The following is a 26,213-nucleotide window of genomic DNA, read 5'->3' on the forward strand; positions in this document are numbered from 1 at the left end:
CGGGTGGGTCAGGTCGGTCAGGTGGCTCGGGGGCCATCGTAGGGCGGTCGCGTCCGCCGTGTGGCGGGACGGGTCGGCCGGTCCCCGGTCACCGGAGCGGACGGGGCGGACGGGGCGCTCACGAGCGTCGGGTGACCAGCGACAGGACGGCGGTGACCTCACGCACCCGGAACGCCCGGGCCAGCGCGAGGAAGGCGAGCACGTCCACCCCGCCCACGACCGCGACCACCACGGCCGACCACGCCCGCCCGGGCAACGGGGGCTCCTCGCCCGCCACGGCGTCCAGGCCCAGGTGGACCGCCCAGGCCAGCGCCGTCGAGAGCGCCACCACCAGGACGATGCGCACCGCGAACCGCAGCAGCCGGGCGCCGTCGAGGCCGCCGAGCCGGCGCGAGAGCACGCGGTAGGACAGCACCGCGCCGACGAGGTACGCCGCGGCGTACGCCACCACCAGGCCCGGCGAGGTCCACGCCGGACCGGTGGTCGTCACCACCGCGACCGCGACAGCGACGTTGGTGGCCGCGACCGCGCACTGGTTGAGGAAGACCGTGCGGGTCTGCTCCAGGGCGTAGAACCCGCGCAGCACGAGGTAGTGGACCGTGAAGAAGAGGATGGCGGGACCGAAGAGCGCCAGCGTCGGGACGTAGTTGTCGACCGTGGCGGCCGCGGCGCCGTAGCCCAGCAGCAGTCGAGCCAGCTCCGGAGCCAGGAGCGGCAGCAGGGCGGCGAACGGGACCATCACCACCAGGGCGGTGCGCATGGTCGAGGACAGCGTCGAGCCGAGCCGGGCCAGGTCGCCGTCGGCCGCGGCCCGGGAGAGCCGCGGCAGGATCGCGGTCGCCAGCGAGACGGTGATGACCGAGTGCGGCACCATCACGATGAGGAACGCCGAGGAGTAGACGGTGTAGCCGGTGCCGTCGGCCTCCTCGGCCCCGGTGCCGGTCGAGGCCAGCCGCACGACCACCGTGTAGGCCAGCTGGTTGACCACGACGAACAGCACCGTCCAGGTGCCGAGTCGCAGCGTGTGGCCGAGCCCGGTGTCGCGGAAGTCGAAGCGGGGGCGGTAGCGGAAGCCGGCGGCGCGCAGGTAGGGCAGCAGCACGAGCAGCTGCACGGCGATGCCGAGCGTGGAGCCGATGCCGAGCAGCAGCTCCTGGCCGGTGGTGAAGCCGCCGCGCTGCTCGGCCTGCGTGGCCGCCCCGAACACCACGAGGTAGACCACGAGGGTCGTCACCGAGATGACGTTGTTGGCGATCGGCGCCCACATCATCGGCCCGAAGCGCTGGCGGCTGTTGAGGATCTGCCCGACCAGCACGAACATCCCGTAGAAGAAGACCTGCGGCAGGCACAGCCGGGCGAAGGCCACGGTGGAGCCCAGCGCGTCCGGCGGCCAGGTGTCGGAGGTGTAGAGGTCGACGACCCAGGGTGCGGCGGCGACGAGCACCAGGGTCACAGCCGCCAGGAAGAGTGCGGCGAGGGTGACGACCCGGTTGGTGTAGGCCTCGCCCCCATCGGGGTCGTGCGACATCGCCCGCACCAGCTGCGGCACGAGCACGGCGTTGAAGACGCCGCCGGCCAGCAGGATGTAGAGCATGTTCGGGATCGTGTTGGCGATCGTGAACACGTCGGCGTGCACCAGGTTGCCCAGGGCCGCGGCCAGCAGGATCGAGCGGATGAAGCCCGAGAGCCGGGAGAAGGTCGTGCCCGCGGCCATCACTGCGGAGCTGGAGAGGATCGAGCGCTGCTCCTCGCCCGGGTCCTCCGCCGGGGGCGCCTGACCGCTCACCGTCGCGGCCTCACGGGCCCGCCGTGCGGCGGGCCTCGCGCACGCGTCGCACCAGGCGCAGGCCGATCATCCCGAAGAGCAGGACCGCGCCGCTGCCCATGATCAGCCAGATGACGTTGCTGACCTGCGCCGAGCGGATCGGCAGCTCGGCGCGCGCGCCGAGGGGCTCGCCGGAGGGCGAGGTGACCAGCAGCGACACGTTGTGGACGGCCTGACGGCTGGTGCTCGCCTCGAGCAGCACCGACGCCCGGCCACCGGCACCGACCTCGATCTCGTCGGGCACGGTGAGCGACATCGGCAGGTCGGACTGCGCGTCGAGACGCACCGTCACCGGCTGGTCGAGGTCGTTGACGACGGTGACGGGGAGCCGACCGCTGAGGCTGGAGAGGGTCACCCCGGGCGGGGTGCTCACGCCGACCTGCTCCAGCAGCCCGCGCACGTGCGCGGTCGCCGCCTCGACCGAAGCGCGGGCGGTCCTGCGCACGGGACGGGTGGTGTACGACGCCGCGGCGAGCGCCTCGCCGGCCAGCACGTCGCCGACCTGGTCGTTGAGGGTGAGCACCTCCTCCAGCACCTCGCCGGCGGCGATCTGGTCCTCGACGGCCCGGACCATCGCGGGGCTCAGCTCGGCGACCTCCTGGGAGCCGGGGTAGTTCAGGGTCGCGGGGTCGACCTCGGTCGGCTCCTCGCCCGCGACCGCGTCGGAGACGGTGTCGAGGTCGACCCAGGTGGTGTCCAGGGGCGGCAGCAGCGCCTCGGGGTCGTCGGGCGACCAGCCGGGGGGCAGCACCACGACCAGCGGCTCGGGCTCGTCCTGGAGGAACCGCACGGCCGCCTCGCTCAGGATGCGCTGGCGCACCGAGACGGTGCTCAGGCGCCGACCCGGACCCGGTCCGCCCTGGGCGGCCCCGGAGGAGGCGACCACGACCGTGCGCCCGTCGACGGAGGCCAGCGCCGGGGCGGTCCCGTCGGCACCGATGCCGACCTCGAGGTCGGTGAGGAGCAGCGTCTCGTCGGAGGAGGCCATCGCGACCGCGTCGGCGTCGAGGTAGCCCAGCGGTGAGGAGATGCCCGGCTCGGTGGCGACCTCCGCCTCGGGTAGCCCGGGCAGGGTGGCGCCACCCAGCTGGCGGGCTCGGGCGTACAGCTCGGGGGCGCGCTCGGCGGCGCCGGAGACGTCGAGGTCGCCGAAGGGCAGGGCCAGCACCTGCTGGGTGCCGCTCAGCGCTGCCGTGAGGTCGTCCAGCCAGTCGGTGGCGACCCGGGCGGCGGCCCGGGCCTCGGGGTCGAGGTCCTCGGGGTCCACCGGCTCGGGCACCAGGCTCGTCGAGGGGCTGGGCGACCCCGAGTCGTCCGAGTCGTCCGCGCCGGCCGAGCCGTCCGGGCTCCCGGAGCCGTCGCCGCTCCCGGTGGTGTCCTCGGACGCATCGGTGCTCGTGCTGCCGCTCGGGGAGCCGTCGGTCCCGGTGGGCTCGGGCGGCTCCTCCTCGCCGGTCGCCGGGTCGACGGTCGGCTCGATCGAGCGGGGCGGGTTGCCGGCGGCCAGCTGGGCCGCGGCCGTGGTGAGGGCGGGATCGACCAGCCAGGTCAGCGGCGACCCGCCGGCGGCCGCTGCGGAGTCCACGAGCCGCCCGAGGGTGCCGCCCGGTCCGAGATCCTCGATCCACTCCTGGGTCTCGGCGAGGCTGCCGTCGGCGCGGTGCAGCACCCGGCGGCGGATCGGCACGACGACCGCGACGGGCACCGGCTCGACCACGGTCGCGCCGTCGGGGCGCCGGCCCTGCGCGGGCGGCTGGTCGACCAGCGGCAGGAACGTGCGGGCGCGGCCGTCGGCGGTCGAGTCGCGACCCGCGGTGTCCTGGCCGAGCACGTGCACGGCGAACCAGTACACCCCGCGCTCGGTCACGCCGAGGCGCGAGCGGGCCACGGTGAAGGAGTACGACGCGGTGGCGCCGGGTTCGAGGCGGTCGACGACGGCGTACGGACCCGGGTCGGTGACGCGCTCGCCGACGAAGCCGAGCGGGTCGCTGCGTCGGGCCGCGCGGAGCTCGGCGGCCGTGGTCATGGGGGCGTCGCCGATGACGGGATAGAGGTTGAGCGTCGTCCAGGTCTCGTCGTCGACGTTGGTGACCGTCCCACTGACCTCGACCGTGCCGACGCCCGGGATCTCGCCGGGGGTCAGCTCCTCGATGGTCACGTGGAGGGGCTCCAGCGGCTCGCGGTCGATGGTGCGCCGGGTGGTGGCCAGGGCGTTCGCGGGCGCTGTCGTCGCCGGGGCGGCAGCTGCGGCGCGCAGCCCGCCGTCGGTCGACGGACCGCTGCCCGACGTGGTCGCGCCGACGGCTCCGGGCAGCGTCGAGAGCGCCAGGACGCCGGCACCCACGAGGGTCGCGAGCCCGCGCAGGACAGGCGTCGACGACCGGGGGACCACCCGCCGAGGATAGTTGCTGCGCCCATCCGCCCCTGCGCGCCGGGCCGCGGCCGTGTCCCTGGTCACGCCCGGTGCCCCGCGCTCCTCCGGCCGTCGCCCTGCACGTGGCCCGGCCCGTCGCCCGGACTCTCCTGGCCGGTCGCCGGCATTCGTCGGGACCCCCGACCGACGCCCTAGACTGCTCGCCCGTGTCCCCCGCAGATCCGGCTCCCCTCAGCATCGTCGAGGTGCAGCGCGCGGTGGCCGAGGAGCTCGACCGGCTGGCCCCCGTGATCGACGAGCTCGGGCGCCGCTTCGCCGACGCCGGCCACGAGCTGGCCCTGGTCGGCGGCCCGGTCCGCGACGCGATGCTCGGGCGCCACCACCACGACCTGGACTTCACCACCTCCGCGCGCCCCGAGCAGACCGAGCGGCTGCTCCACGGCTGGGCCGACGCGCTGTGGGACGTCGGGCGCGACTTCGGCACCATCGGCTGCCGCCACGGGGACTGGCAGGTCGAGATCACCACCTACCGCGCCGAGGCCTACGACCCGACGTCGCGCAAGCCCGAGGTGTCCTACGGCGACGACCTGGTCGGCGACCTGGGCCGGCGCGACTTCACCGTCAACGCCATGGCCGTGCGGCTGCCCTCCCGCGAGATCGAGGACCCGTACGGCGGTGTCGTCGACCTGGCCCACCGGGTGATCCGCACGCCCGGCACCCCCGAGGACTCCTTCTCCGACGACCCGCTGCGGATGATGCGCGCGGCCCGGTTCGCCGCGCAGCTCGGCTTCGAGGTGGATCCCGGCGTGGTTGCGGCGATGACCGCCATGGCCGAGCGGATCGACATCATCTCCGCCGAGCGGGTGCGCGACGAGCTGGTCAAGCTGGTGTGTGCACCGTGGCCGCGCCGCGGGCTGGCGCTGCTCGTCGAGACCGGCCTCGCGCAGCGGGTGCTGCCCGAGCTGCCGGCGCTGGCCCTGGAGCGCGACGAGCACCACCGGCACAAGGACGTCTACGAGCACACCCTCACCGTGCTCGAGCAGGCGATCGACCTGGAGGACCGGCTCGGTGGCGGACCCGACTTCGTGTCCCGCTTCGCCGCGCTCATGCACGACGTCGGCAAGCCGCGCACCCGGCGCTTCCTCGACGACGGCACCGTGACCTTCCACCACCACGACGTGGTGGGCGCCAAGCTGACCCGCAAGCGGATGAAGGCGCTGCGCTTCTCCAACGACGAGATCGACGCCGTGTCCTCCTTGGTCGAGCTGCACCTGCGCTTCCACGGCTACGGCAGCGGGGAGTGGACCGACTCGGCGGTACGACGCTACGTCCGCGACGCGGGGGACCAGCTCGAACGGCTGCACGTCCTCACCCGGGCCGACTGCACCACGCGCAACAAGCGCAAGGCCGACCGGCTGCGGCGCACCTACGACGACCTCGAGGCCCGGATCGCCGTCCTCGCCGAGCAGGAGGAGCTGGCCGCCATGCGGCCCGACCTCGACGGCAACCAGATCATGGAGGTCCTCGGGCTCGGTCCGGGTCGCGAGGTCGGCGAGGCGTACCGCCACCTGCTCGAGCTGCGGATGGACCACGGGCCGCTGGGCGAGGAGCGCGCCACGGAGGAGCTGCGCTCCTGGTGGGCCGCCCGGGGCTGAGCCTCGCTCGCCGCGAGACCCTGACCACGCGTCGGGCCACCCTGCCGCGGACGGCGTACCGGCGGTACGGTCCCGCGCATGACGACTCCCGACGAGCTCAGCGCCTCCCTCGAGATCGATGCCGCACCGGCCCAGGTGTGGGCCCTCATCGCCGACCTGCCGCGGATGCGGGAGTGGAGCGACCAGGTCGTGTCCACCAAGGTCATCGGCGGCGAGGTCAAGGTGGGCGCGCGGATGGTCAACCTCAACCAGCAGGGCTGGAAGCGCTGGCCCACGACCGCCAAGGTGGTGCGCTGCACCCCCCACTCCGACCTGGCGTTCCGGGTCGCGGAGAACAAGACCGTGTGGTCCTACCAGCTCGAGCCCCTCGACGGCGGCGCCCGCACGAAGGTCACCCACCGGCGCGAGACCCCCGAGGGCATCTCGGCGCTCTCCAAGGGCCTGACCAAGGTGGTCCTGGGCGGCATGGACGGTTTCACCGCCGAGATGCGCTCGGGCATGCAGACCACGCTGGAGCGGATCAAGGCCGCCGCGGAGCGCTGAGGCTCCCGCGCCCTCGCCGTACGACGAACCGCCCGGTCCTCCTGCGAGGACGGGGCGGTTCGCTGTCAGCGGCAGAGGTCAGTAGCCGTAGTCGTAGCGGCCGCAGCCCTTGCCGAGGGTGAAGGCGACGGTGCCGGTGAGGTCACCGTCCGACCTCGAGGGGCCCTCGGAGTCGCCCGTCATCGACAGCACCTTGAACGACAGGCAGCGGTAGTCGAAGAGCCAGTCGGTCGTGGCCTCCGCGTCCTTGGCCTGCCGGCTCGGGTCGGAGTAGTTGTCGACCCACCCCTTGCCGAAGTCGGAGAAGGTGCTGCGCCCCCCGCCGGCCTTGAACGCCGCATCGGCGAGGTTCGGGGTGTCGTTGCCCGGCTCGGGCACCGAGTCGAGCACGTGCTGGGCCGGCGGGTTGTCGGTGCCCGCGTTGCCGTAGCCGTGCGCCTCGTCGGTGTAGGTCAGCGACAGGCCCGGCTCGAACGTGATCGGGTCACGGTCGATCTGTCCCTTGCCGTCCAGGTCGAAGCCCGACCGGTCGCGCATCTCCAGGTAGTAGGCGTGGTCGAAGTCGGCCTCCTGGCCGGCCTTCACGTAGTTCCACGCCAGCGTGCACGAGCCGGGACCGTCGCTCTTGCAGCCACCGGGGAAGACCTGCGGGTCGTCGGGACCACCGGTCTTCTCGAAGCTGCTGGCGAACAGCTTCCGCTTCGTGCCGTCGGGCAGGGTCGCGGTGACCTCGAGGTCGTCGATGAACCAGCCCGGCCGGGCCAGGCCCGGGTCGGTGGAGTAGCTGAACCGCAGGACCGGCGTCGTGGCGCCGACCAGGTCGGAGACGTCGTAGCTGTCGGCGAGGAAGACCGGGCTGGGGGTGTTGCCCGCCTTGCGGTCCACGATCTCGGTGCCGGCCTGGTAGGAGCCGGAGGTACCCGTGATGCCGTTGTCGTACGCCGCCTGGCAGCCGTTCTGGTTGGGGTTGCCCTGCGTGGGGTCGAGGTTGGACGTCGTGTAGCCGTTCTCCGAGGGGTGCGAGACGAAGTCCTTGCCGTCGGTGGAGGTCAGCACGAAGCCGTAGTCGTAGTCCCACTCGATGTCCCAGAAGGACTTGAACCGGGCGTTGATCGTCGTGCCCGCAGGGAGCTTGGAGGCTCCCGGCAGCGAGATGTCGAGGTTCTTGCCGCCCCCGTCGGTGGCGCAGCCGAAGTCGTTGCCGGACCCGGAAAACCACGCGGAGCGCTTGCTCGCGCCGTCACCGGAGTCGAAGACCGACTCCTCGATCAGCGTGCGACCGGGCAGCTTGGCGACGTACATCTCGGAGTTGCGCACGATGCCGTCGCGGCCGTGCACCAGGGTGTAGGGCTTGCCCGCCGGGGTGCGCCAGGTGATGCGACCGGTGTCCTGCTTGGAGTCCTTGAAGCCGCGGACGGTCCGCTTGCTGCCCGGCTGGAGCACCTCGGGCACGACCCAGCCGAGCTCCTGGCGGCTGAAGGCGTCCATGTTCTGGCTCTTGTCGGTGGCCATGAGGTTCCAGTCGCCGTAGGTCTCGCGCCCGCCGAGGGAGTAGAAGTCCGGCAGGCCCAGGGAGTGGCCGTACTCGTGGGAGATCACCGAGGCGGCGTCGATGGCGGTCTCGGGGTTGACGTTGTAGGGACCGACGCGCACGAAGACCTTGAGGTCCTTGCCGGTGTTGCGCGTGGTCATCTGCTTGCGCGCCTTCGTGGTGTACCAGAGCGGCCGGCCCTCGAGGTCCTTCAGCTGGTCGTCGGTGGTGATGCCGGTCAGGCCGGTCTCGGGGTCGGTGAAGTAGGACTCCAGCGAGGAGGAGTGCGGCCAGATGTTGTCGTACGGCGCGGCGTCGGACGGCGCCTCCGAGCAGGCGCCGAGCTGGCTGGCGCCGTTGCCGCCGCAGCCGGCGAAGACGGCCATGAAGAAGTCGACCAGGCCGTCCTTGTCGGTGTCGAAGTCGGAGTAGTCGATCTCCGGGTCGGCCAGCACGACCGCGTCCGCGACGAGCTTGCCGGTGGGGCCGCAGCCGCTGTCGATCTGCTGCAGGGCGGCGACGCCGCCGAGCGCGCCGATGACCGCCGAGCCGTTGGCGTCGGCGCCGTAGTACTGCGTGGTGCCGGGCAGGTTGTAGACCCCGTTGGTGATCCGCTCGGGGTAGAGCGGGGTGCCCAGGGCCGCCTCGCCGAGGTCGCCGAAGGTGACGCCGGTGCAGGTGTTCAGGCTGCCGGGGTCGGTCCGGTAGAGCGGGAAGCCGGGCTCGTAGTCGAAGTCCGCGGTCGCGATGCCGGCGGACGGGACGGTGCCGTTGGGGAAGAGCTGTCCCAGCGACATCTCCTGGAAGAGGTTGAAGGTCGAGCCCGCGAGCCGCGGGGAGTTGATCACCTTCTCCAGCTGCTCGCCGGTGTGTCCCTCGACGTAGGTGCGGTCGACGTACTGCACCGGGACGACGGGGAAGGGCCGGTCGCCGTAGCGGGCGGTGTCGAAGCGCTCGGCCGGCGGGATCACCTTGGGGCCGTGGCTGGTGGAGGTGGAGGTGCGACCCCCGGAGGTGAGGGTGGCGCGCGTGGACAGGTCGCGCCACACCACGGTCGGCAGCTCGCGGGTGGTGGCCGCGCGGGACTCCACGACCAGGCGGGCCTCGGCGCCCTTGCGCAGGCTCGGGACCGACCAGCGGATGGTGCGGGCGCTGGTGCTGTGGGTGCCGGGCCCGCGGCTGGTCAGGAACCTGGTGCCCTGCGGTGCCGAGACGGTCACGGTGCCGCCGGGCAGCGTCTTGCCGGTGGGGTTGGTGACGGTGACGGTCGAGGGGTAGCGCTCGCCGGGCTTGACCCAGCCGACGGAGGAGACGAAGGAGTTCTCCAGGCGCAGCCCCGTCGCGCGGGAGGCGACCGTGACGGCGCGGGCGCCGGCGTCCTCGGCCGCGAACCCGGCGTACGACGCGTCGACGGCGCGCACGGCCAGCGAGACGGCCCCGTCGGTGGCGTCCACGCGCTCGAGCAGCCCGGCCGGGACCGTGGTGCCGAACGAGCCGTCGGGCCCGGCCACGACGTCCTGGTCCGCGAGCACCCGGCCCTGCGCGTCGACGAGCTGCAGGGTGAAGGAGGCCGGGACGCCGGTGTCGGGCAGGCCGAGCCGGGACCGGGTCACGGTCGAGACCGTCCCGGTGACCTCGAGGTCCTGGCCGGGCACGACCTCGTCGAGGTCGTCGAAGGCGACTGTCAGCAGCCGGTCGTCGAGGGTGGAGAGCAGCGAGCCCTCGTCCCGGGCCTGCTCGGCGGCGGCCGGGGAGAGGGCGAGCGGGGCGGCGGCCCCGGAGAGCACGGCCAGCGCGAGGCCGGCGGTGAGCCCGCGGCGTACGACGCGGGCGCGGAGGGAGGTGGGCATGTCGGCCTTCGGGTGGGTGCGGCCGCCGTGGGTCGGGCGGCCTGGGAGCGGGACCCGCGGATCCCGCAGGCCCCGATGGCCAACGACGGGTGCCCGTGAGGCGTTACGCGTCCACCTTGACCAGCGGTGTGCCCGGACGCACACCGCCCCGCCAGGAGCGGGTCCTGGCGGGGCGGTGGGTGGATCAGGTGGTGCTCAGACGGGGAGGGAGGTCACTCCTCGCCGGCGATGAAGGCCTCCACGCGGCGGCGGCCCTCGTCGTCGGGCAGCTGCACCGGCGGCGACTTCATGAGGTACGACGACGCCGAGATGATCGGCCCGCCGATGCCGCGGTCCTTGGCGATCTTGCAGGCGCGCAGGGCGTCGATGATGATGCCGGCGCTGTTGGGGGAGTCCCAGACCTCGAGCTTGTACTCCAGGTTCAGCGGGACGTCACCGAAGGCGCGGCCCTCGAGGCGGACGTAGGCCCACTTGCGGTCGTCGAGCCAGGCGACGTAGTCGGAGGGACCGATGTGCACGTTCTTGTCGTAGACCTTGCCGGCGAGCTCGCCGGAGAGGTTGGACGTCACGGCCTGGGTCTTGGAGACCTTCTTGGACTCCAGGCGCTCGCGCTCGAGCATGTTCTTGAAGTCCATGTTGCCGCCGACGTTGAGCTGGTAGGTGCGGTCCAGCGTCACGCCGCGGTCCTCGAACAGCCTGGCCATCACGCGGTGGGTGATGGTCGCGCCGACCTGGGACTTGATGTCGTCGCCGACGATCGGGACGCCAGCGTCCTCGAACTTCTTGGCCCACTCGGGGTCGGAGGCGATGAAGACGGGCAGGGCGTTGACGAAGCCGACGCCGGCGTCGATCGCGCACTGGGCGTAGAACTTGTCGGCCTCCTCCGAGCCCACGGGGAGGTAGGACACCATCACGTCGACCTCGGCGTCCTTGAGCGCCTGGACGACGTCGACCGGGTCGGCGCCGGACTCCTCGATGGTCTGGAGGTAGTACTTGCCCAGGCCGTCGAGCGTCGGGCCGCGCTGGACCTCGACGCCGAGGGTCGGGACGTCGGCGATCTTGATGGTGTTGTTCTCGGAGGCGTTGATGGCCTCGGAGAGGTCCTTGCCGACCTTCTTGTCGTCGACGTCGAAGGCGGCGACGAACTCCACGTCCTTGACGTGGTAGTCACCGAACGAGACGTGCATCAGACCCGGGACGGTGCCCTGGGGGTCGGCGTCCTTGTAGTACTCGACACCCTGGACGAGGGAGCTGGCGCAGTTGCCGACTCCGACGATTGCTACTCGAACCGAACCCATCGGGTCGTTCCTTCCGTGATTGCCTTGCATGGTTGTGACGGTGGTGGATCCGGGCGTGCGGACCGGCTCAGGCCGGCCGCGACCCCGACTCGCTCGTGGTGCTGGTGCCGCTGCCGGACTCGTGGTCCTGGTGCCGGGTGGCACCGTCGCGCTCGGCGTTGATGAGGTCCGAGAGCCACCGGACCTCGCGCTCGACGGACTCCACGCCGTGGCGCTGGAGCTCGGCCGCGTAGCGGTCGACCTCCTTCTGCGTCATGGCGAGCTGCTGCTGGACGCGGTCGAGCCGCTCCTGCAGCCGGGTGCGCCGGCCTTCGAGCACCCGCAGCCGGATCTCCATGTCGGTGCGCCCGAAGAAGGCGAACCGGATGTCGAAGTTGTCGTCCTCCCAGGCGGCGGGGCCGACCTCCGACATCAGCCGCTCGAACTCCTGGTGACCGGCCTCGGTCACCTGGTAGACGATCCGCGGCCGCTTGGTCACCGGGGTCGAGGAGACCGTGGTCTCCTCGATGAGGTTGCTGCGCAGCATCTTCTTCAGCGCCGGGTAGAGCGATCCGTAGGACAGCACGCGCCCCCAGCCGAGCATGAGGTTCAGGCGCTTGCGCAGCTCGTAGCCGTGCATGGGTCCCTCGTGCAGCAGTCCGAGGACTGCCAGCTCGATGGTCTCTCCACGACGTGCCACGGGATGCATCGTAGCGATATATCCACCAGACGCGAACACCCGTGATATCGAGATGCGCGTCACGGTGGCCGCTCCGTGACGAACGGGTACTCCGGAGCAGGGTGCGTACCCTCTAGGGCGGCACCCGACGTGCCCGACCGACCCCGGCAGGACGGAACGACCTCAGTGACTGGCAAGCGCAGGGCCCCAGGGCCGGCCGTGAAGAAGACCGCGGCGTCCGGCAAGGGCGCGACGAGCGGCAAGGGTGCCGGCACGGCGCCGCGCACCTGGAAGCAGCGCGGGCTCTCGGTGCTCAAGTGGGGCACCGTGGTGGGGCTCGTGATGGCGCTGCTCGCCGGCGGTGCCTTCTTCTACCTCTACCAGGCCGTCGAGATCCCCGATCCCAACGAGGACTTCGAGACCCAGACCTCACTGATCTTCTACGCCGACGGCGAGACCGAGCTGGGCAGCTTCGCCCGCCAGGACCGCACGATCATCTCCTACGACGAGATGCCGGAGTCGATCAAGGACGCGGTGGTCGCCGCGGAGAACCAGACCTTCTGGACCGACTCGGGCATCGACGTGCGCGGCATCCTGCGCGCCGCGGTCAACAACGCCGCCGGCAACGACACCCAGGGCGCCTCGACCATCACCCAGCAGTACGTCAAGGTCCTCTACCTCAGCCAGGAGCAGTCCTACAGCCGCAAGCTCAAGGAGGCGATCCTCGCCCTGAAGCTGCAGCGGCAGATCTCCAAGACCGAGCTGCTGGCCAACTACCTCAACACCATCTACTACGGCCGCGGTGCCTACGGCGTCGAGGCGGCCGCCCAGGCCTACTTCGACAAGCCGGCCAAGAAGCTGGACCTGCGCGAGTCCGCGGTCCTGGCCACCGTCATCAACAACCCCGCGCGCTTCGACCCCGCCAACGGCCGCGAGGCCAGGGACGCCCTCAAGGGTCGCTACTCCTACGTCCTGAACTCGATGGCCGAGCTCGGCTCGATCAGCGCCGAGGAGCGGGACAAGGCGCTCAAGCGCCTGCCGACCTTCCCCGAGATCGAGGCCGAGTCGGCGTACGGCGGCCAGCGCGGCCACATGCTCACCCTGGTGCGCAACGAGCTGCTGCGCCTGGGCTACAGCGAGGACCAGATCGACGGCGGCGGCCTGCGGGTCACCACGACCCTCAGCGAGGAGGCGATGACCGCGGCTCAGGAGGCCGTGGTGGAGGCCCGTCCCGAGGGGTTCGGCGACAAGCAGCTGCACGTCGGGACGGCCAGCGTCGAGGTCGGCACCGGGCGGCTGCTCGGCTTCTACGCCGGCCAGGACTACCTCGACTCCCAGATCAACTGGGCGGTCTCGGGCGGCATGGTCGGCTCGACGATGAAGCCGGTCACGCTCGCCGCCGCCCTCAAGGAGGGCTTCTCCCTGCGCGACACCTTCTCCGGCACCTCCCCCTACGTCTTCCCCGACGGCCTGGAGGTCACCAACCCCTCGGGCTCCTACGCCCCGCGCGTGGACGCGATCACCGCGACCGAGCAGTCGATCAACACCGCTTACGTCGACATGTCCGAGGCGCTTGGCGGACCCGACAAGATCCACAAGATGGCCCTCGAGCTCGGCATCCCGCCGATGAAGCGCGACCAGCGCTACCCCGGCATCCCCGCCACGAGCCGTGACCTCGACCCCCAGGACACGCTCTTCACCCTCGGCCGGGCCCGGATCAGCCCCATCAACATGGCCAACGCCTACGCCACGATCGCCGCGGGCGGTCGCCGCTCGCAGGTCCACGTCATCGAGAAGGTGGAGCTGGCCGACGGCACCGTCGACTACGAGTTCGACGAGGAGAGCGAGCGGGTCCTCGACGAGGACATCGCCGCCGACGTCTCCTACGCGATGCAGCAGACGGTCGCCAACGGCTCGGGCCAGACGGTGCTGCCGCTGGGCCGTCCCGCCGCGGGCAAGACCGGCACCGCGACCAACAGCGACGACGACGTCTCCTCGGCCTGGTTCGTGGGCTACACCCCGCAGGTCGCCACCGCGGTGATGTACGTCCGCGGTGACGGCGACGACCAGCTCGACACCTGGCTGCCGTCCTACTTCGGCTCGGGCTTCCCCGCGCAGACCTGGCTGGCGCTGATGACCCGGATGATGGAGGGCGTGGAGGTCGAGGACTTCCCGGACCCGGTCTTCGTCGACGGCGACGCCCCCGAGGGTTACGAGCCCACGACGGCCCCGCCGAGCCCGACCCGGCGGCCCTCGCCGACCCGGGCCCCCCAGCCGACCGAGTCCGCGGAGCCGACCGAGGAGCCCACCGAGTCGGCCGAGCCGACCCAGGAGCCCACCGACGGCGGTCCGTGCGAGGGGCTGCTGTGCCCCTCGGACTCCTCCGAGCCGTCGCCGAGCGGGGGGCCGACGCAGTCCTCCTCGCCCAGCCCCAGCGGCAACGCCGGGGGCGGCGCCTCGAGCAGCGCGCAGCCGGAGTCCCGCCGCGAAGACGTCCCGTGACCGCGGCCCGGGCCTGCCAGCCATGAGCGAGCCGGACGGTTCGCCGCCGATGGCGGGGACGTCACGTCGTACGCCGGTGGGAGCCGCGGAGGACGGGGTGGTCCGGGTCCTCAGCGAGGTCGCCGGGGGGCCGGCCGGCGCGCACTCGCGCGGGCACCGGTGGTGGACCCCGGTGCGGGTCCTGCTGGCGCTGACCGCGGTCGTCTTCGCCCTGGGCATGGTGCAGAAGGCCAGCTGCTTCGAGGACGGGTGGACCGACGGAGAGCAGCGTTTCACGCACATGTGCTACTCCGACCTGCCCTACCTCTACACGGGTCGGGGCCTCGCGGAGCTGGCCTGGCCCTACTCCGACGACCCGGCGGTGCGCGAGCGCTACCCCGAGGTCATGGAGTACCCCGTCGGCATCTCTTACTGGGCGTGGGGCTCCGCCTGGGTCGTCCAGGTCGTGACCGGGGGTGCGGACCTGGACGAGCGGCGGCTGCAGCCGACCGACTCCCTCTTCGGCGACCCGGAGGTGCAGGAGGAGATCCGGGCGTTCGTGGTCGTCAACGCCCTCGGCTTCGCGGTGCTCGCGCTGCTCTCGACCTGGCTGCTGGCCCGCGTCGACCCGCGCCGGCCGTGGGACGCGGCCGCCTTCGCGGCCGCCCCGGTGCTGGCGCTGACGGCGCTGGTCAACTGGGACCTCCCGGCCGTGGTGCTGGTCGCCGGGGCGCTGTGGGCGTGGTCGCGCGACCGGCCGGTGCTCACCGGCGTGCTGATCGGTCTGGGCACCGCGACCAAGCTCTACCCGCTCTTCCTGCTCGGAGGGGTGCTCGTGCTGGCCTGGCGGCGGCGCGACCTGAAGCCCTTCGGGTTGGCCGTCGTCGCGGCGGCGGTGAGCTGGCTGCTGGTGGACCTCCCGGCGATGCTCACGGGCTTCGCGCAGTGGAAGGTCTTCTGGAGCTTCAACTCCGACCGTGGCGCGGACCTGGGCTCCGTGTGGCTCGTGGCCGCGCAGGCCTTCGACCTCGACATCTCGCCCGACACCATCAACACCGTCTCCCTCGTGCTGTTCGGTGCCTGGTGCCTGGGCGTGGCCGTGATCGGGGTGCTCGCGCCGCGCACCCCCACCCTGGCCCAGCTCGGGCTGCTGGTGGTCGCCGGGTTCCTGCTGGTCAACAAGGTCTACTCGCCGCAGTACGTCCTGTGGCTCCTGCCGCTCGCCGTCCTCGCCGTGCCCCGCTGGCGCGACCAGCTGGTCTGGCAGGGCACCGAGGTCCTCTACTTCGCCTCCGTCTGGTGGTACCTCGGCGGGGAGCTGGCTCCCGGGGGCGGCGAGGACGCCGGGTTCTACTGGCTGGCGATCCTGGTCCGGGTGGCCGGGGAGCTCTACCTCTGCGCGCTGGTCGTGCGGGACCTGTGGCGGCGGGAGGGGGAGGGGTCCGGGGGTGAACCGGGATACTCCGAATCAGAATTGATGCCCAGCTCGCGCTGAGCATCAGAAATGATTCGGACTACCCCGATCGGCGGCCTCAGACCACGTCGACGCGGTCGAAGCTGGTGATCGTGTAGCGCACCCGGACGTCGAGCTGCTCGCCGACGACCGGCACGCGCGACCCGCTGGGCACGAAGAGCATCGAGGCCTGCATGTGCGGCGGCTCGGCGAAGAGCCGCTGCTTGCCGTCGAGGGAGAACGGCGAGCGGACGAAGCCGAGTGCGTCGAGGCCACCGCGGGCCAGGGTGCCGGCGCGGCCCTTGAGCCCGAGGTCGCCCGAGGGTGCCTCCAGGCCGATGCCGTGGGCGGTGCCGCCGGAGACGACCAGCAGGTGCCCGGACTTCGGCGCGGTGCGGCCGCGGTAGCCGAAGGCGTCGCCGCGCTCGACCGGGTGGACGTCGAGCACGGTGGAGGTCACCCGCAGCGCCCCGCGGTCGCCGAGCCACAGGCCGGTGCCGATGCGGGGGCGGAAGGTGAAGTCGGGCCAGCGGTGCCGCAGCGTCGCCAGCTCCTCCTCGCTCAGGTGGGAGACCCAGATGGTGTGGGCGCCCAGCACCCCGGTGGGGCCCGTCTCGGGCGGCCCGGCTCCGACCACGTCGTTGAGCAGCCGGTCGACCTCGGTGACGTGGGTGCCCTGGCCCAGGGGCAGGTGCAGGGCCACGCCCTCGAGCCGGGCGCCGCGGCCCTGGAGGTGCTCGGCGGCGGTCCACAGCTCGCGGGCGCTCAGCCCGTGGCGCTGCATCGAGGTCGAGCGCTCCAGGACGAACCGGGCGTCGGGGCGGCGCGCGAGCAGGTCGCCGAGGTCCTCGAGCCGGGAGACGGTGTGGACCAGCCGGCGCGCGAGCCGGTCGTCGGCGAGGGCGTCCACGGCCGGGCCGAAGGGTCGCCACGGCGTCAGGACGAGCAGGCTGCCGTCGTACCGGCTGGAGACCTCGGGGAGCTCGGCGTAGGTGCCGACGGCGATCGTGTCGGCGGTGGTCGGGGCGAGGTCCTGGTCGAGCAGCCACTGGGTACGCCGGGCAAGCCGGCCGAGCGTGAAGCCGTAGCCGTTGCCCTTGCAGACCGGCACCAGCCCGGGGTGCGCCTCGGCGGTGGCGCGCAGGTGGGAGCGCCAGCGCTCGCCGTCGACGGTCAGGGTCAGGCTCATCGGTGGGCCACCCCGCTCATCGTCCCGCTCATCGCCCCGCTCATCGTCGGGCCATGTAGAGCTCGAAGGCCTTGTAGAGCGGCCGGTTGAGCGGGAGGTCCCACTCGCCGGCGTACTCCACGGCCTGGCCGCCGGTGCCGACCTTGAACTGGATCAGCCCGACGTGGGAGTCCTCGGCGTCGAGGGTGTCGGTGATGCCGCGCAGGTCGTAGACGTGGGCGCCGGCCGCGAGGGCGTCGCGGACCATGGCCCACTGCACCGCGTTGGACCCGCGGACCTCGCGCTTGTCGGTGGACGAGGCGCCGTAGGAGTACCAGGAGTGGGTGCCGACGCGGATCGCGATGGTCGCGGCGACCAGGTCGCCCTCGTGCCGGGCCTCGTAGAGCCGGATCCGGTCGGCCTGGCCGACCGCCTCGCCGTCGGCGGCCAGGGCCTCGACCATCGTGCGGAAGTAGGGCAGCGGGCGCGGCGTGAAGTGGTCGCGCTGCGCGGTGTGGACGTAGAGCGCGTGGAAGTCCTCGAGCCGGGCCAGGGCGTCCTCGCGGCCCTGGCTGGCAGTGACCTCGACGCCCTCCTTGGCCGCCTTCTTGATGTTGCGCCGCCACAGCTGGTTCATGCCCTTGAGGACGTCGTCCTCGGTCTTGGGCGTGCCGTCCGCGTCGACGAGCGGCACCTGGAAGACGAACTGGGGCTGACCGGCGGCGAACCCGCCCTCGGCGACCTGCTGGCGCCAGCCGAGCTCGCGCAGCTGGGTGAGCACACGGGCTCCTGCGGGGTCGCGCTCGAGCGGGGCGAGGTCGCCCAGGCGGCGTACGCCGTCGTCGGCGATGCCGTCCTTGACCTGCTGCGCGCTCCAGCGGGCCGTGACCACCGGCGGGCCGATCCGCAGGCCGAAGGCGCCGCGGGCCTTCACGTGCGCGGCGAGCGGGACGAGCGCGTCGGCGAGGTCGAGGTCGGCCCAGTCGAGGACCGGGCCCTCGGGGACGTAGGCGAGGTAGCGCTTGACCTTCGGCAGCTGGCGGTAGAGGACCAGCGCGGCGCCGACCAGGGTGTCACCGTCGAAGAAACCGACCGATTCGCGGCGCCACTCGGCCTTGACCCGACCCCAGCCGGGGGTCTGGAGGAAGCTGGCGCTGGGCCGGCTCGCGACGTGGTCGCGGTGGGTCGCCTCGTCGATCTCGCGGACCTGCAGGGGGGCGCGGGGGGAGTCGGCTGGCACGGGTCGGACGTTACCGCGGTGCGACACCCGGCCGGCGGTCGGCAGGGTGGGCGGGGTGGGCGGTCAGAGCCGGGCGCGCAGCCAGGCGAAGTCCGCCACGTGCGCCTCGGCGGGGCCGGGGGTCTCGCAGACGACGGGTGCGCCGGCGTCGCGGACCACGGCGGCCAGCAGGTCGGGGTCGATCTCGCCGGCGCCGAAGCTGGCGTGCCGGTCGGCCCCGGAGTCGAAGGCGTCGCGGCTGTCGTTGGCGTGGACCAGGTCGATGCGGCCGGTGATGGCGCGCACCTTCTCCACGACCGTCTCGAGCTCGTTGCCGCCGGCGTGCGCGTGGCAGGTGTCGAGGCAGAAGCCGACCATGTCGGCGCCCTCGGCCCCGGAGATGGCGTCCCAGACCCGGCCGATCCGCTCCAGGTGGCGGGTCATGGCGTTGTCGCCGCCGGCGGTGTTCTCGATCAGCAGCGGGATGGTGATCTCGGTGGCCTCGATCGCCTTGCGCCAGTTGTCGAAGCCCTTCTCGGGGTCGTCGGCCTTGTTGACGTGCCCGCCGTGGACGATGAGCCCCTTGGCGCCGATCTCGGTGGCGGCGGTCATGTGCTGCTGCAGCAGCTTGCGGCTGGGGATGCGGATCCGGTTGTTGGTGGTGGCGACGTTGACGATGTACGGCGCGTGGACGTAGAGGTCCACCCCTGCTGCCTCGGCGTCCGCACGGAGCTTCTCCGCCCCGCCCGGGTAGCGGACCTCGGGACCCTGGTAGCCCTGCGGGTCGCCGAGGAAGAACTGCACCAGGGGCGCCTGGCGGGCCGCGGCCTCGGCCAGCGGGTCGTCCTGCTCCACGTGGGCGCCGATCTTCAGCTCGCTCATGGCGCCAGCGTAGGAGGGGGCGCCGACGGCTCCGAGGCGGTGTCCGGGTGGGATCGCGTCGAGGCCGAGGTGCGGGGGTAGTCCGCGTGTGGCGTGCTCCCCGGGGTCAGGCGAGCAGGAGGGCCGCGACCAGGAGGACCAGGGCGAGCAGGAGCAGCAGCGCCGGGAGGGCCAGCGGGGCTGTGCCCGGGCGGGTCGACACGGAGGCGGCCATCCGGTCGCGCACGTCGGGGGTCGGGCGCTCGCGGCTCCAGGGCGGCCCGGGCGGGAGGTCGAGCGCGCGGAGGCCCGCGAGGGCCGCGGCCGCGTCGGCGGGGCGCCGGGCCGGGTCGGGGTCGCGCAGCGCTGCCAGGAGGGGGGCGAGGGGGCCAGGTGGCACGGGGGCGTCAGGTCCGGCCGCGGTGAGCAGCTGGGTGCCGACGACGCCGACGGCGTACAGGTCCTGCGCGGGGGTGGGCGGGCCGCCCGCGCCGAGCTCGGGGGCGAGGTAGCCGTCGGTGCCGACCGGCCCCGGCACCCGGGTCAGCCGCGGGTCGCCGGCGACGACGGCTACCCCGAAGTCGGCCAGCAGCAGCCGCGGACGACCCGCGCCGGTCGGGTCGAGCAGCAGGTTGGCCGGCTTCACGTCGCGGTGGACGACCCCGGCAGCGTGCACCGCCCCGAGCGCGTCGAGCAGCTGGTCGAGCAGCGCGGCGGCGTACGTCGTGGGGAGGGGGCCGTGCTCGAGCAGCAGGTCCTCGACCGTGCCGCCGCGGACCAGGCGGGTGGCCAGCGCGACCCGCTCGTCCTCGGCGACCCAGCCGCTCGGGGACAGCACGTGCGGGTGCTCGATGCGCACCGACTGCTCGCGCACGAAGCGCAGCAGCGCTGCCGAGCCCGGGTCGTGGTGGCCGCCGCGGAGCAGCTTGAGCGCGACCTCCTCGCCGGTGCGTCGGTCCGTGGCCCGAAACACGGTGCCCATCCCGCCGGTGCCGAGGTGGGCGTGCAGGACGTATCGGCCGGCGACGTCGCGCCCGCCGGACGGCGCGCCCGGTGCTCGGCGCGGTGCTCGCTGGGGGGCGCGGCCCGGTGCCCGTTCCGGGCGGCCGGGGGTGCGGGGTCGGGTCGGTGGCATCCTGGCCGCGCTCCTACCCCGGCACCGCCACGCCCACGCCCGGGCGGAGCGGGGCTGTGGACGCACCGCCCTCCCGCCGTCGCGGAATGGGCGGGGTCCCGCCGCCGCTGGTAACCTGCACCGTCCCTCTCCGTGGGCCACCGATGGCCACCGGGCGGGGACACCGCCGGCGTCGCCGGCGGGACGCAAGCCCTCCTGCCACGGAGATGCCGTGGCCGCTCTAGTCCAGAGGAGGTGGAGACCGCTTTGCGTGCTTACGAAGTCATGGTCATCCTCGACCCCAGCCTCGAGGAGCGCACCATCGCTCCCTCGCTCGAGAAGTACCTCGGTGTCGTGACCAAGGACGGCGGCTCTGTCGAGTCCGTCGACGTCTGGGGTCGCCGTCGCCTGGCGTACGAGATCAAGAAGAACGCCGAGGCCATCTACGCCGTCATCTCGCTGAAGGCGGAGCCGGCCACGGTCAAGGAGCTCGACCGCCAGCTGACCCTCAACGAGGCGATCCTGCGCACCAAGGTCATCCGGCCCGACGCCCGCTGATCCCCTCGGGGACGCGGTCGTCTGTGGATGACCCCTGTCGGTTGTCGGTCGGTCGCGGCAAGATCGCGACCTGACCGTACGGATCGGCACACCCGTCGGCCCCTCCGGGGTCGCACACCAACACGTTGGGAGACACCCATGGCAGGCGAGACCGTCATCACGGTGGTCGGCAACCTCACCGACGATCCTGAGCTGCGCTTCACCCCGTCCGGGGCGGCCGTGGCGAACTTCAGGATCGCGTCGACGCCGCGCAACCTCAACCGCCAGACCAACGAGTGGGAGGACGGCGAGGCGCTGTTCCTCTCCTGCTCGATCTGGCGGCAGGCCGCGGAGAACGTCGCGGAGTCCCTGCAGAAGGGGATGCGCGTGGTCGTGCAGGGCCGGCTCAAGAGCCGCTCCTACGAGACCCGCGAGGGCGAGAAGCGCACCGTCATGGAGCTCGACGTGGAGGAGATCGGTCCGTCGCTGAAGTACGCGACGGCCAAGGTCACCCGCACCACCCGACAGGGCGGCGGCGGGGGCGGTGGCTACGGCGGCGGTGGCGGCTACTCCGGTGGCGGCAACGCCCCGGCGGCCGGCAACGACCCGTGGGCGACCGCGGGCCCGCAGGGAGGCGGTCGTCCCCAGGGCGGCGGCTCCGGCGGCGGCCAGGGCGGACAGGACCCGTGGGGGGCGCCCGGCGTCTCCGACGAGCCCCCGTTCTGATCCGGCACCCGCGACCTGACCGATCGCGACACCCGCGTCGGGGACGACGCACCACCATCGCAATCCGCTCAACCATTCCGACCCGGTAGCCACTCCGGGACGGGCTTCTAGGAAGGAAGCACCACAATGGCCAAGCCAGTTTTGCGCAAGCCCAAGAAGAAGGTTTGCCAGTTCTGCAAGGAGAAGGCGACCGGTGTCGACTACAAGGACACCACCCTGCTCCGCAAGTTCATCTCCGACCGCGGCAAGATCCGCGCGCGTCGGGTCACCGGCAACTGCGTCCAGCACCAGCGCGACGTGGCCATCGCCGTCAAGAACGCCCGTGAGGTGGCCCTGCTGCCCTACACCTCCACCGGTCGCTGAGAGGGGCTGAGAAGACAATGAAGCTCATCCTCACGCAGGAGGTCACCGGTCTCGGTGGCCCTGGCGACGTCGTCGAGGTCAAGGACGGCTACGGCCGCAACTACCTCGTCCCGCAGGGCGTCGCGATCCGCTGGACCCGCGGTGGCGAGAAGACCGTCGAGTCCATCAAGGCCGCGCGCTCCGCACGCTCGGTCCGCGACCTCGGCCACGCCCAGGAGGTCAAGGCCAAGCTCGAGGCCCAGACGGTCAACGTGTCGGTCAAGGCCGGCGAGAGCGGTCGCCTCTTCGGCGCCGTGACCGTCGCCGAGATCGCCTCGGCCCTCTCCGCCACCACCGGCGAGTCGGTCGACAAGCGCACGATCGCCGTCGACAACCCCGTCCGCAGCCTCGGTGCCCACCAGGTCACCGTCCGCCTGCACGACGAGGTCGTCGCCACCGTGTCGCTCAACGTGGTCAAGGCCTGAGGCCGCACCACCAGCAACGCACCACGCACAGAGCCCCCGCCCGGTGATCCGGGCGGGGGCTCTGTGCTGTCACGGCGTGGATGTCACCGGCATCGACCGGGTCTCGACACGCGGGTCGCGACCTCGTTCCTCGGTCGCGCCGCTCGCTCGACCACCATCATCGAGTCCGCTGACGCGTCCTCGATCAACGCAGCATGATCGCGTCGACCTCGATGAGCTTGCCGCGCGACATGGTCTTGAACTTCATGGTGCCGGTGAAGGACTTGCTGCTGGGGTTGCGCAGCACGATCACGGCGCCGCGCTCGATCCGCGAGGAGTTGAGCTTGGCCTTCGCCCAGTTGGGGTTGCCGGGCACCTTGTAGCGCAGGATGCCGGCCTCGGGCCGCTTGGTCGCGATCAGGCGCACCTCGCGGACGTTGGTCCCCTCGACGGCGAACTTCGCGCCGAAGGCGGTGGTCTCGATGTAGGAGCCGCCGAACGCGCGGGGGGAGGCGGTCTCGCGCCACTTGCCACCGCTCGGCAGCTCGATGTCGGCCGGGACGGTGAAGGTGGTGGTGGCCGGGTCGGGGTCGACGTTGCCCGCCGGGTCGGTCGCGCTGACGCTCAGCACCTTGGTGCCGGCACCGAGGCGACGGAAGGTCGAGTTGCCGTCCTGGCAGGGGACCTGGCGCCCGTCGATGTCGCAGCGGTAGACGACGTTGCCCTCGGAGGAGGCGAGCCGGAAGGTCGGGCTGTCGGTGGTGAGCATCGGCAGGCTCGGGGTCTCGGCGTCGAACGGCGTGTTGAAGATGAACGCCTGCGGCGCGCGGGTGTCGATCCTGACGACCTGCTTGACCGGGGTCTGCTGGGTGTCCTCCAGGTCGGTCTCGGCCGGCGAGCCCGGGATGAGCGGGTTGGTGCTCGGGTCCGAGGTCGCGTCGATGGCGCGGTCGGCAGCGTCGTACGCGCGGACCTCGAAGGTGTAGGGGACGGCGGTGGTGTCGGCGAGGCCGTCGTAGGTGACCGAGAGCGGACCTTCGCCCTTCGTGCCGCACTGCGTCCACTCCGCCGGGGCGGCAGCCGTGTTGTAGAACTTGCACTCGAAGCGGATGACGTCGGAGTCGGCGTCGCTGTGCGCACCGTCGTAGGTGAAGGTCAGCGACCGGCTGCTGACGAAGCCAGCGTCGTTGGGTGCGGGGGTGACCGACACGAGGGTGGCCGTCGGCGGCACCTGGTCGTCGCAGCGACCGCCGGGCTGCAGGAACGGGATCGGCCCGGCCCCGGTCTCGACCTCGGAGAGGCAGCCGTTGGCGGCCTGCGCGGGGGCGGCGACGAGCGTGACCGGGAGCAGGGCACCCAGCAGCGCGGCGGCGGACGCGGCGGCCACGAGGGAGGCCGGTCGGCGCGAGCGAGGGGTACGGGTCATGGTGGGGGGTCCTCGGGGTCGGGTGCGTTCGTGCGGCGACCGGGCGGGGCCCGGGACGCCACCGCGGTGGTCGGACGAGGGGTCCAACGCGCGGGGAGGGCCCCAGGCTACGAAGACTCGCCGGTTTTCGGGCGGGAATGGCGGTCCGGTCCACCCGCTGGGCCGCCCGAACCGTCGTCCGACCCGTCCCGGGGCAGGCCGGGCAGCGGCCGGGGGTGGCCGCCGAGCCACGGTGCGCGCGCGGTGACCAGGGCCAGCACGGTGAGGAGGACGAGCGCGAGCGTGGCGGCGAGCACGGCGGTGCCGGCCAGGGCGTCGACCCCCGCGCCCAGCACCAGCACCGGGAGCACGGCCGCCGCGACGGCGAGGATCCCGGCGACGGCGAACCACGCGGCCCGCCCCGGGGCACCCGCCTGGCGGGCGGCGTACCGGGCCGCGTCCGCGAGCAGGGCGAGGTAGGCGAGCTGGGGCAGGCTCAGGGCCCACGCGACGGAGTCGTCGGTCGCGCTGACCTGCTCGGCCACCGCGGGCGGCCAGACCACGGCGGAGACGACCAGGGCGAGGGCCGCGCTGGCGAGCAGGGCGCCGCGGTGGCGCAGGGTGGCAGGCAGGGCCCGGGTGCCGACGAGCACCAGGAGCCAGCCCAGCGGGTCGGGGAGGAGGTCCCAGCCGCGGCCGTCGACGACCAGCGCGATGATCACCAGCCCGAGGGCGACGGGGTGGAGCGGGACCATGCGCGCAGACTACGAGGTGCTGTCCCGCGGCGGGTCAGGCCGGACCGCGGCCGACCTGTGCTCCGGTGACCATCCACCGCCCACCCCGGGCACGCAGCAGCAGCACGAGGGCCCGGCTGCCGATGAACCCGGCGCCGAAGACCGCCCAGACGACCACCAGGTCGGCGCCGTCGACGAGCAGGAGCAGCGGCGCGTAGGCGAGCAGCACCACGCCCCCGGCCCAGGCCAGGTAGCGGCCGTCGCCGGCGCCGATGAGGACCCCGTCGAGGACGAAGACGACCCCGGCCACCGGCTGGAAGCAGGCGGCGACCAGCAGCACCGGCACGAGCAGCTCGTGGACACGGGGGTCGGCGGTGAAGAGCGGGCCGAGGAGCGGCGAGAGCGCGGCCAGGCCGAGGCCGGTGACGACACCGGTCCACAGTCCCCACCAGGTCATCCGCCGGGTCAGGCGGCGGGTGCCGTCGCGGTCGCCCGCGCCCAGGGAGCGGCCGGTCAGGGCCTGGGCGGCGATCGCGATGGCGTCCAGCACGAACGCGAGGAACGTCCAGATCGTCATCGCGAGCTGGTGGGTGGCGATCCGGGCCGCCTCCTCCGCGGCGAGGCGGCCACCGGGGTCGGCGCCGGCAGCCGTGCCCGTGGCGGTCCCCGGGTCGGTGGCGGCCGAGGCGACGGCGTACGCCGTGAGGACGATCGCGGCGCGCAGGGTGAGGGTGCGCACCACGAGGGGGACACCGGTGCGGGCCGCGCGCCGGACCCCAGCGACGTCGGGGCGCAGCGGGCTCCCGTGGCGCCGGGCGGCGCGCACCAGGACCGCGAGCAGCCAGCCGGCCATGCCGAGCTGGGCCAGGACCGTGCCCACGGCGGCGCCGGCGACCCCCCAGCCGACCCCGTGGACGAGCAGGACGTTGAGCGCGAGGTTCGCGGCGTTGCCGACGACGGCGACGCGCAGCGGGGTGCGGGTGTCCTGGAGTCCACGCAGCACCCCGGTGACCGCGAGCACCACCAGCAGGGGCGCGGTGCCCAGGAAGGAGAGGCGCAGGTAGTCCACCGCGTGCCGCTCGACCTCCGCGGAGACGTCGAAGAGGCCGACGAGCCAGGAGGAGGCGAGGACGCCGGCGACCGTGACCACCGCGCCGATGAGGGTGGCGAGCCACGCACCGTCGACGCCCAGCGCGACCGCGCCCCGGAGGTCGTCGGCGCCGAGGCGGCGCGCGACGCCGGCGGTGGTGCCGTAGGCGAGGAAGATGCACAGCCCGACCACGCTCTGGAGGACCACCGCGGCGACGCCGACCCCGGCGAGCTCGGGCGTGCCGAGGCGACCCACGACCACCGCGTCGCCGAGGAGGAAGAGCGGCTCGGCGACGAGGGCGAGCAGGGCCGGGACGGCCAGCCGGAGGATCTCGCGGTCGGTGGCGCGGGCGGTCGCGGGGGCAGAGGTCGACACCGATCCCACGACCTCCTCCCGAGCAGCAATAGTCCGTTCGGACCAGATGTCCCGGCACCGGTGGATAACTCACCGGAACGGTGGAAAACGTACTGTCCCGGTCCTTTGTCGACATACCGACCGGCAACGAGCGCATGACGGGAATGTGAACCAGCTCACCAGGCAGATTTCTTTCCTGCACAGCTGTGCAACCACGTCTTGCCAGGTCAGCGGCTGTTTTGCAGGCACGACCGGTCACTTGTCCACAGCCTCCTCCCCATCCTGTGCACACGTGGACGGGGGTCCTCCACGGGTCCTACCCGGTTATCCCCAGGCCCTGTGGACAGGCTCCTTCCGGAGGGGCTCCACCGGCACGTACGGTCACGCGGTCGCCGGGGGTCACCCGCGCGCGCCGAGCCGGCCTCCCCACCGTCGTGGAGGCCCGGTCGAGCACCGGAGTGTCGGTGCTCGGTCCTAGCGTCGGGGCGACGCAGGCCCCCGCCCCGGGGACCGCACCAGAGCAGCCAGCAC

20 protein-coding genes are annotated in these 26,213 nt (G+C 72.8%); 8 read left to right on the forward strand and 12 right to left on the reverse strand.

The annotated features are described in order from the left end of the window. Positions 1 to 118 precede the first annotated feature (118 nt). Positions 119 to 1,786, reverse strand: coding sequence for a murein biosynthesis integral membrane protein MurJ (gene murJ / locus ACYVID_RS12275; RefSeq protein ID WP_460737401.1), 1,668 nt, complete (start codon positions 1,784 to 1,786; stop codon positions 119 to 121). 10 nt (positions 1,787 to 1,796) lie between these two features. Then, positions 1,797 to 4,217 (reverse strand): DUF6049 family protein, encoded by a 2,421-nt coding sequence (locus tag ACYVID_RS12280; RefSeq protein ID WP_460737403.1) that lies wholly within the window; start codon positions 4,215 to 4,217, stop codon positions 1,797 to 1,799. Positions 4,218 to 4,405: 188 nt separating this feature from the next. Between ACYVID_RS12280 and ACYVID_RS12285 the strand changes: the two genes are divergently transcribed. Then, entirely contained in the window at positions 4,406 to 5,854 is a 1,449-nt protein-coding gene (locus tag ACYVID_RS12285) for a CCA tRNA nucleotidyltransferase (RefSeq protein ID WP_460737405.1), read from the forward strand. Positions 5,855 to 5,932: 78 nt separating this feature from the next. Further along, positions 5,933 to 6,397: an SRPBCC family protein gene (locus ACYVID_RS12290; protein WP_460737407.1), complete on the forward strand. Its 465-nt coding sequence runs from the start codon at positions 5,933 to 5,935 to the stop codon at positions 6,395 to 6,397. Between the two features lie 78 nt (positions 6,398 to 6,475). Here the strand turns inward: ACYVID_RS12290 and ACYVID_RS12295 are convergent, their stop codons facing one another. From ACYVID_RS12295 to ACYVID_RS12305, 3 genes are all read right to left on the reverse strand, one after another. Continuing rightward, positions 6,476 to 9,778: an immune inhibitor A domain-containing protein gene (locus ACYVID_RS12295; protein WP_460737409.1), complete on the reverse strand. Its 3,303-nt coding sequence runs from the start codon at positions 9,776 to 9,778 to the stop codon at positions 6,476 to 6,478. A gap of 212 nt (positions 9,779 to 9,990) precedes the next feature. Then, a complete protein-coding gene (locus ACYVID_RS12300) occupies positions 9,991 to 11,076 on the reverse strand; it encodes an inositol-3-phosphate synthase (RefSeq protein WP_460737411.1) in 1,086 nt (361 codons plus the stop codon). A gap of 67 nt (positions 11,077 to 11,143) precedes the next feature. Beyond that, positions 11,144 to 11,755, reverse strand: coding sequence for a PadR family transcriptional regulator (locus ACYVID_RS12305; RefSeq protein ID WP_460737412.1), 612 nt, complete (start codon positions 11,753 to 11,755; stop codon positions 11,144 to 11,146). Between the two features lie 198 nt (positions 11,756 to 11,953). Here ACYVID_RS12305 and ACYVID_RS12310 point away from each other — a divergent pair, with 198 nt between their 5' ends. Next, positions 11,954 to 14,236 carry a transglycosylase domain-containing protein gene (locus tag ACYVID_RS12310; RefSeq protein WP_460737414.1) on the forward strand — a complete coding sequence of 761 codons (2,283 nt, stop codon included), beginning with the start codon at positions 11,954 to 11,956 and terminating at the stop codon, positions 14,234 to 14,236. Between the two features lie 22 nt (positions 14,237 to 14,258). Continuing rightward, positions 14,259 to 15,710, forward strand: a complete 1,452-nt coding sequence (locus tag ACYVID_RS12315; RefSeq protein WP_460737416.1) for a glycosyltransferase family 87 protein — start codon at positions 14,259 to 14,261, stop codon at positions 15,708 to 15,710. 37 nt (positions 15,711 to 15,747) lie between these two features. Here the strand turns inward: ACYVID_RS12315 and ACYVID_RS12320 are convergent, their stop codons facing one another. The 4 genes from ACYVID_RS12320 to ACYVID_RS12335 all read right to left on the reverse strand — a co-directional run bounded on the left by ACYVID_RS12320 (position 15,748) and on the right by ACYVID_RS12335 (position 20,051). Then, positions 15,748 to 16,857 carry an alanine racemase gene (locus tag ACYVID_RS12320; protein ID WP_460737418.1) on the reverse strand — a complete coding sequence of 370 codons (1,110 nt, stop codon included), beginning with the start codon at positions 16,855 to 16,857 and terminating at the stop codon, positions 15,748 to 15,750. A 40-nt stretch (positions 16,858 to 16,897) separates the two neighbouring features. After that, positions 16,898 to 18,076: a lipid II:glycine glycyltransferase FemX gene (locus ACYVID_RS12325; protein ID WP_460737420.1), complete on the reverse strand. Its 1,179-nt coding sequence runs from the start codon at positions 18,074 to 18,076 to the stop codon at positions 16,898 to 16,900. A gap of 63 nt (positions 18,077 to 18,139) precedes the next feature. Continuing rightward, entirely contained in the window at positions 18,140 to 18,937 is a 798-nt protein-coding gene (locus ACYVID_RS12330) for a deoxyribonuclease IV (protein ID WP_460737422.1), read from the reverse strand. 106 nt (positions 18,938 to 19,043) lie between these two features. After that, positions 19,044 to 20,051 carry a serine/threonine-protein kinase gene (locus tag ACYVID_RS12335; RefSeq protein ID WP_460737424.1) on the reverse strand — a complete coding sequence of 336 codons (1,008 nt, stop codon included), beginning with the start codon at positions 20,049 to 20,051 and terminating at the stop codon, positions 19,044 to 19,046. A gap of 246 nt (positions 20,052 to 20,297) precedes the next feature. Here ACYVID_RS12335 and rpsF point away from each other — a divergent pair, with 246 nt between their 5' ends. The 4 genes from rpsF to rplI all read left to right on the forward strand — a co-directional run bounded on the left by rpsF (position 20,298) and on the right by rplI (position 22,120). Further along, the gene (gene rpsF, locus ACYVID_RS12340) at positions 20,298 to 20,588 is read left to right on the forward strand and encodes a 30S ribosomal protein S6 (protein WP_300640229.1); all 291 of its coding nucleotides are present in this window, start codon (positions 20,298 to 20,300) and stop codon (positions 20,586 to 20,588) included. Positions 20,589 to 20,726: 138 nt separating this feature from the next. Further along, positions 20,727 to 21,293, forward strand: a complete 567-nt coding sequence (locus ACYVID_RS12345; protein ID WP_460737426.1) for a single-stranded DNA-binding protein — start codon at positions 20,727 to 20,729, stop codon at positions 21,291 to 21,293. A gap of 126 nt (positions 21,294 to 21,419) precedes the next feature. After that, positions 21,420 to 21,656, forward strand: coding sequence for a 30S ribosomal protein S18 (rpsR, locus tag ACYVID_RS12350; RefSeq protein WP_179532621.1), 237 nt, complete (start codon positions 21,420 to 21,422; stop codon positions 21,654 to 21,656). A 17-nt stretch (positions 21,657 to 21,673) separates the two neighbouring features. Then, positions 21,674 to 22,120, forward strand: coding sequence for a 50S ribosomal protein L9 (rplI, locus tag ACYVID_RS12355; protein WP_460737428.1), 447 nt, complete (start codon positions 21,674 to 21,676; stop codon positions 22,118 to 22,120). Positions 22,121 to 22,304: 184 nt separating this feature from the next. Here rplI and ACYVID_RS12360 read toward each other — a convergent pair whose 3' ends face one another. The 3 genes from ACYVID_RS12360 to ACYVID_RS12370 all read right to left on the reverse strand — a co-directional run bounded on the left by ACYVID_RS12360 (position 22,305) and on the right by ACYVID_RS12370 (position 25,703). Then, positions 22,305 to 23,525 carry a hypothetical protein gene (locus tag ACYVID_RS12360; RefSeq protein WP_460737430.1) on the reverse strand — a complete coding sequence of 407 codons (1,221 nt, stop codon included), beginning with the start codon at positions 23,523 to 23,525 and terminating at the stop codon, positions 22,305 to 22,307. A 107-nt stretch (positions 23,526 to 23,632) separates the two neighbouring features. Continuing rightward, the gene (locus tag ACYVID_RS12365; protein WP_460737432.1) at positions 23,633 to 24,259 is read right to left on the reverse strand and encodes a hypothetical protein; all 627 of its coding nucleotides are present in this window, start codon (positions 24,257 to 24,259) and stop codon (positions 23,633 to 23,635) included. A 34-nt stretch (positions 24,260 to 24,293) separates the two neighbouring features. After that, on the reverse strand, positions 24,294 to 25,703 hold the full coding sequence (locus ACYVID_RS12370) for an MATE family efflux transporter (RefSeq protein WP_460737434.1): 1,410 nt from the start codon (positions 25,701 to 25,703) through the stop codon (positions 24,294 to 24,296). Between the last annotated feature and the right edge of the window lie 510 nt (positions 25,704 to 26,213).

Source organism: Nocardioides ginkgobilobae, assembly GCF_054781275.1.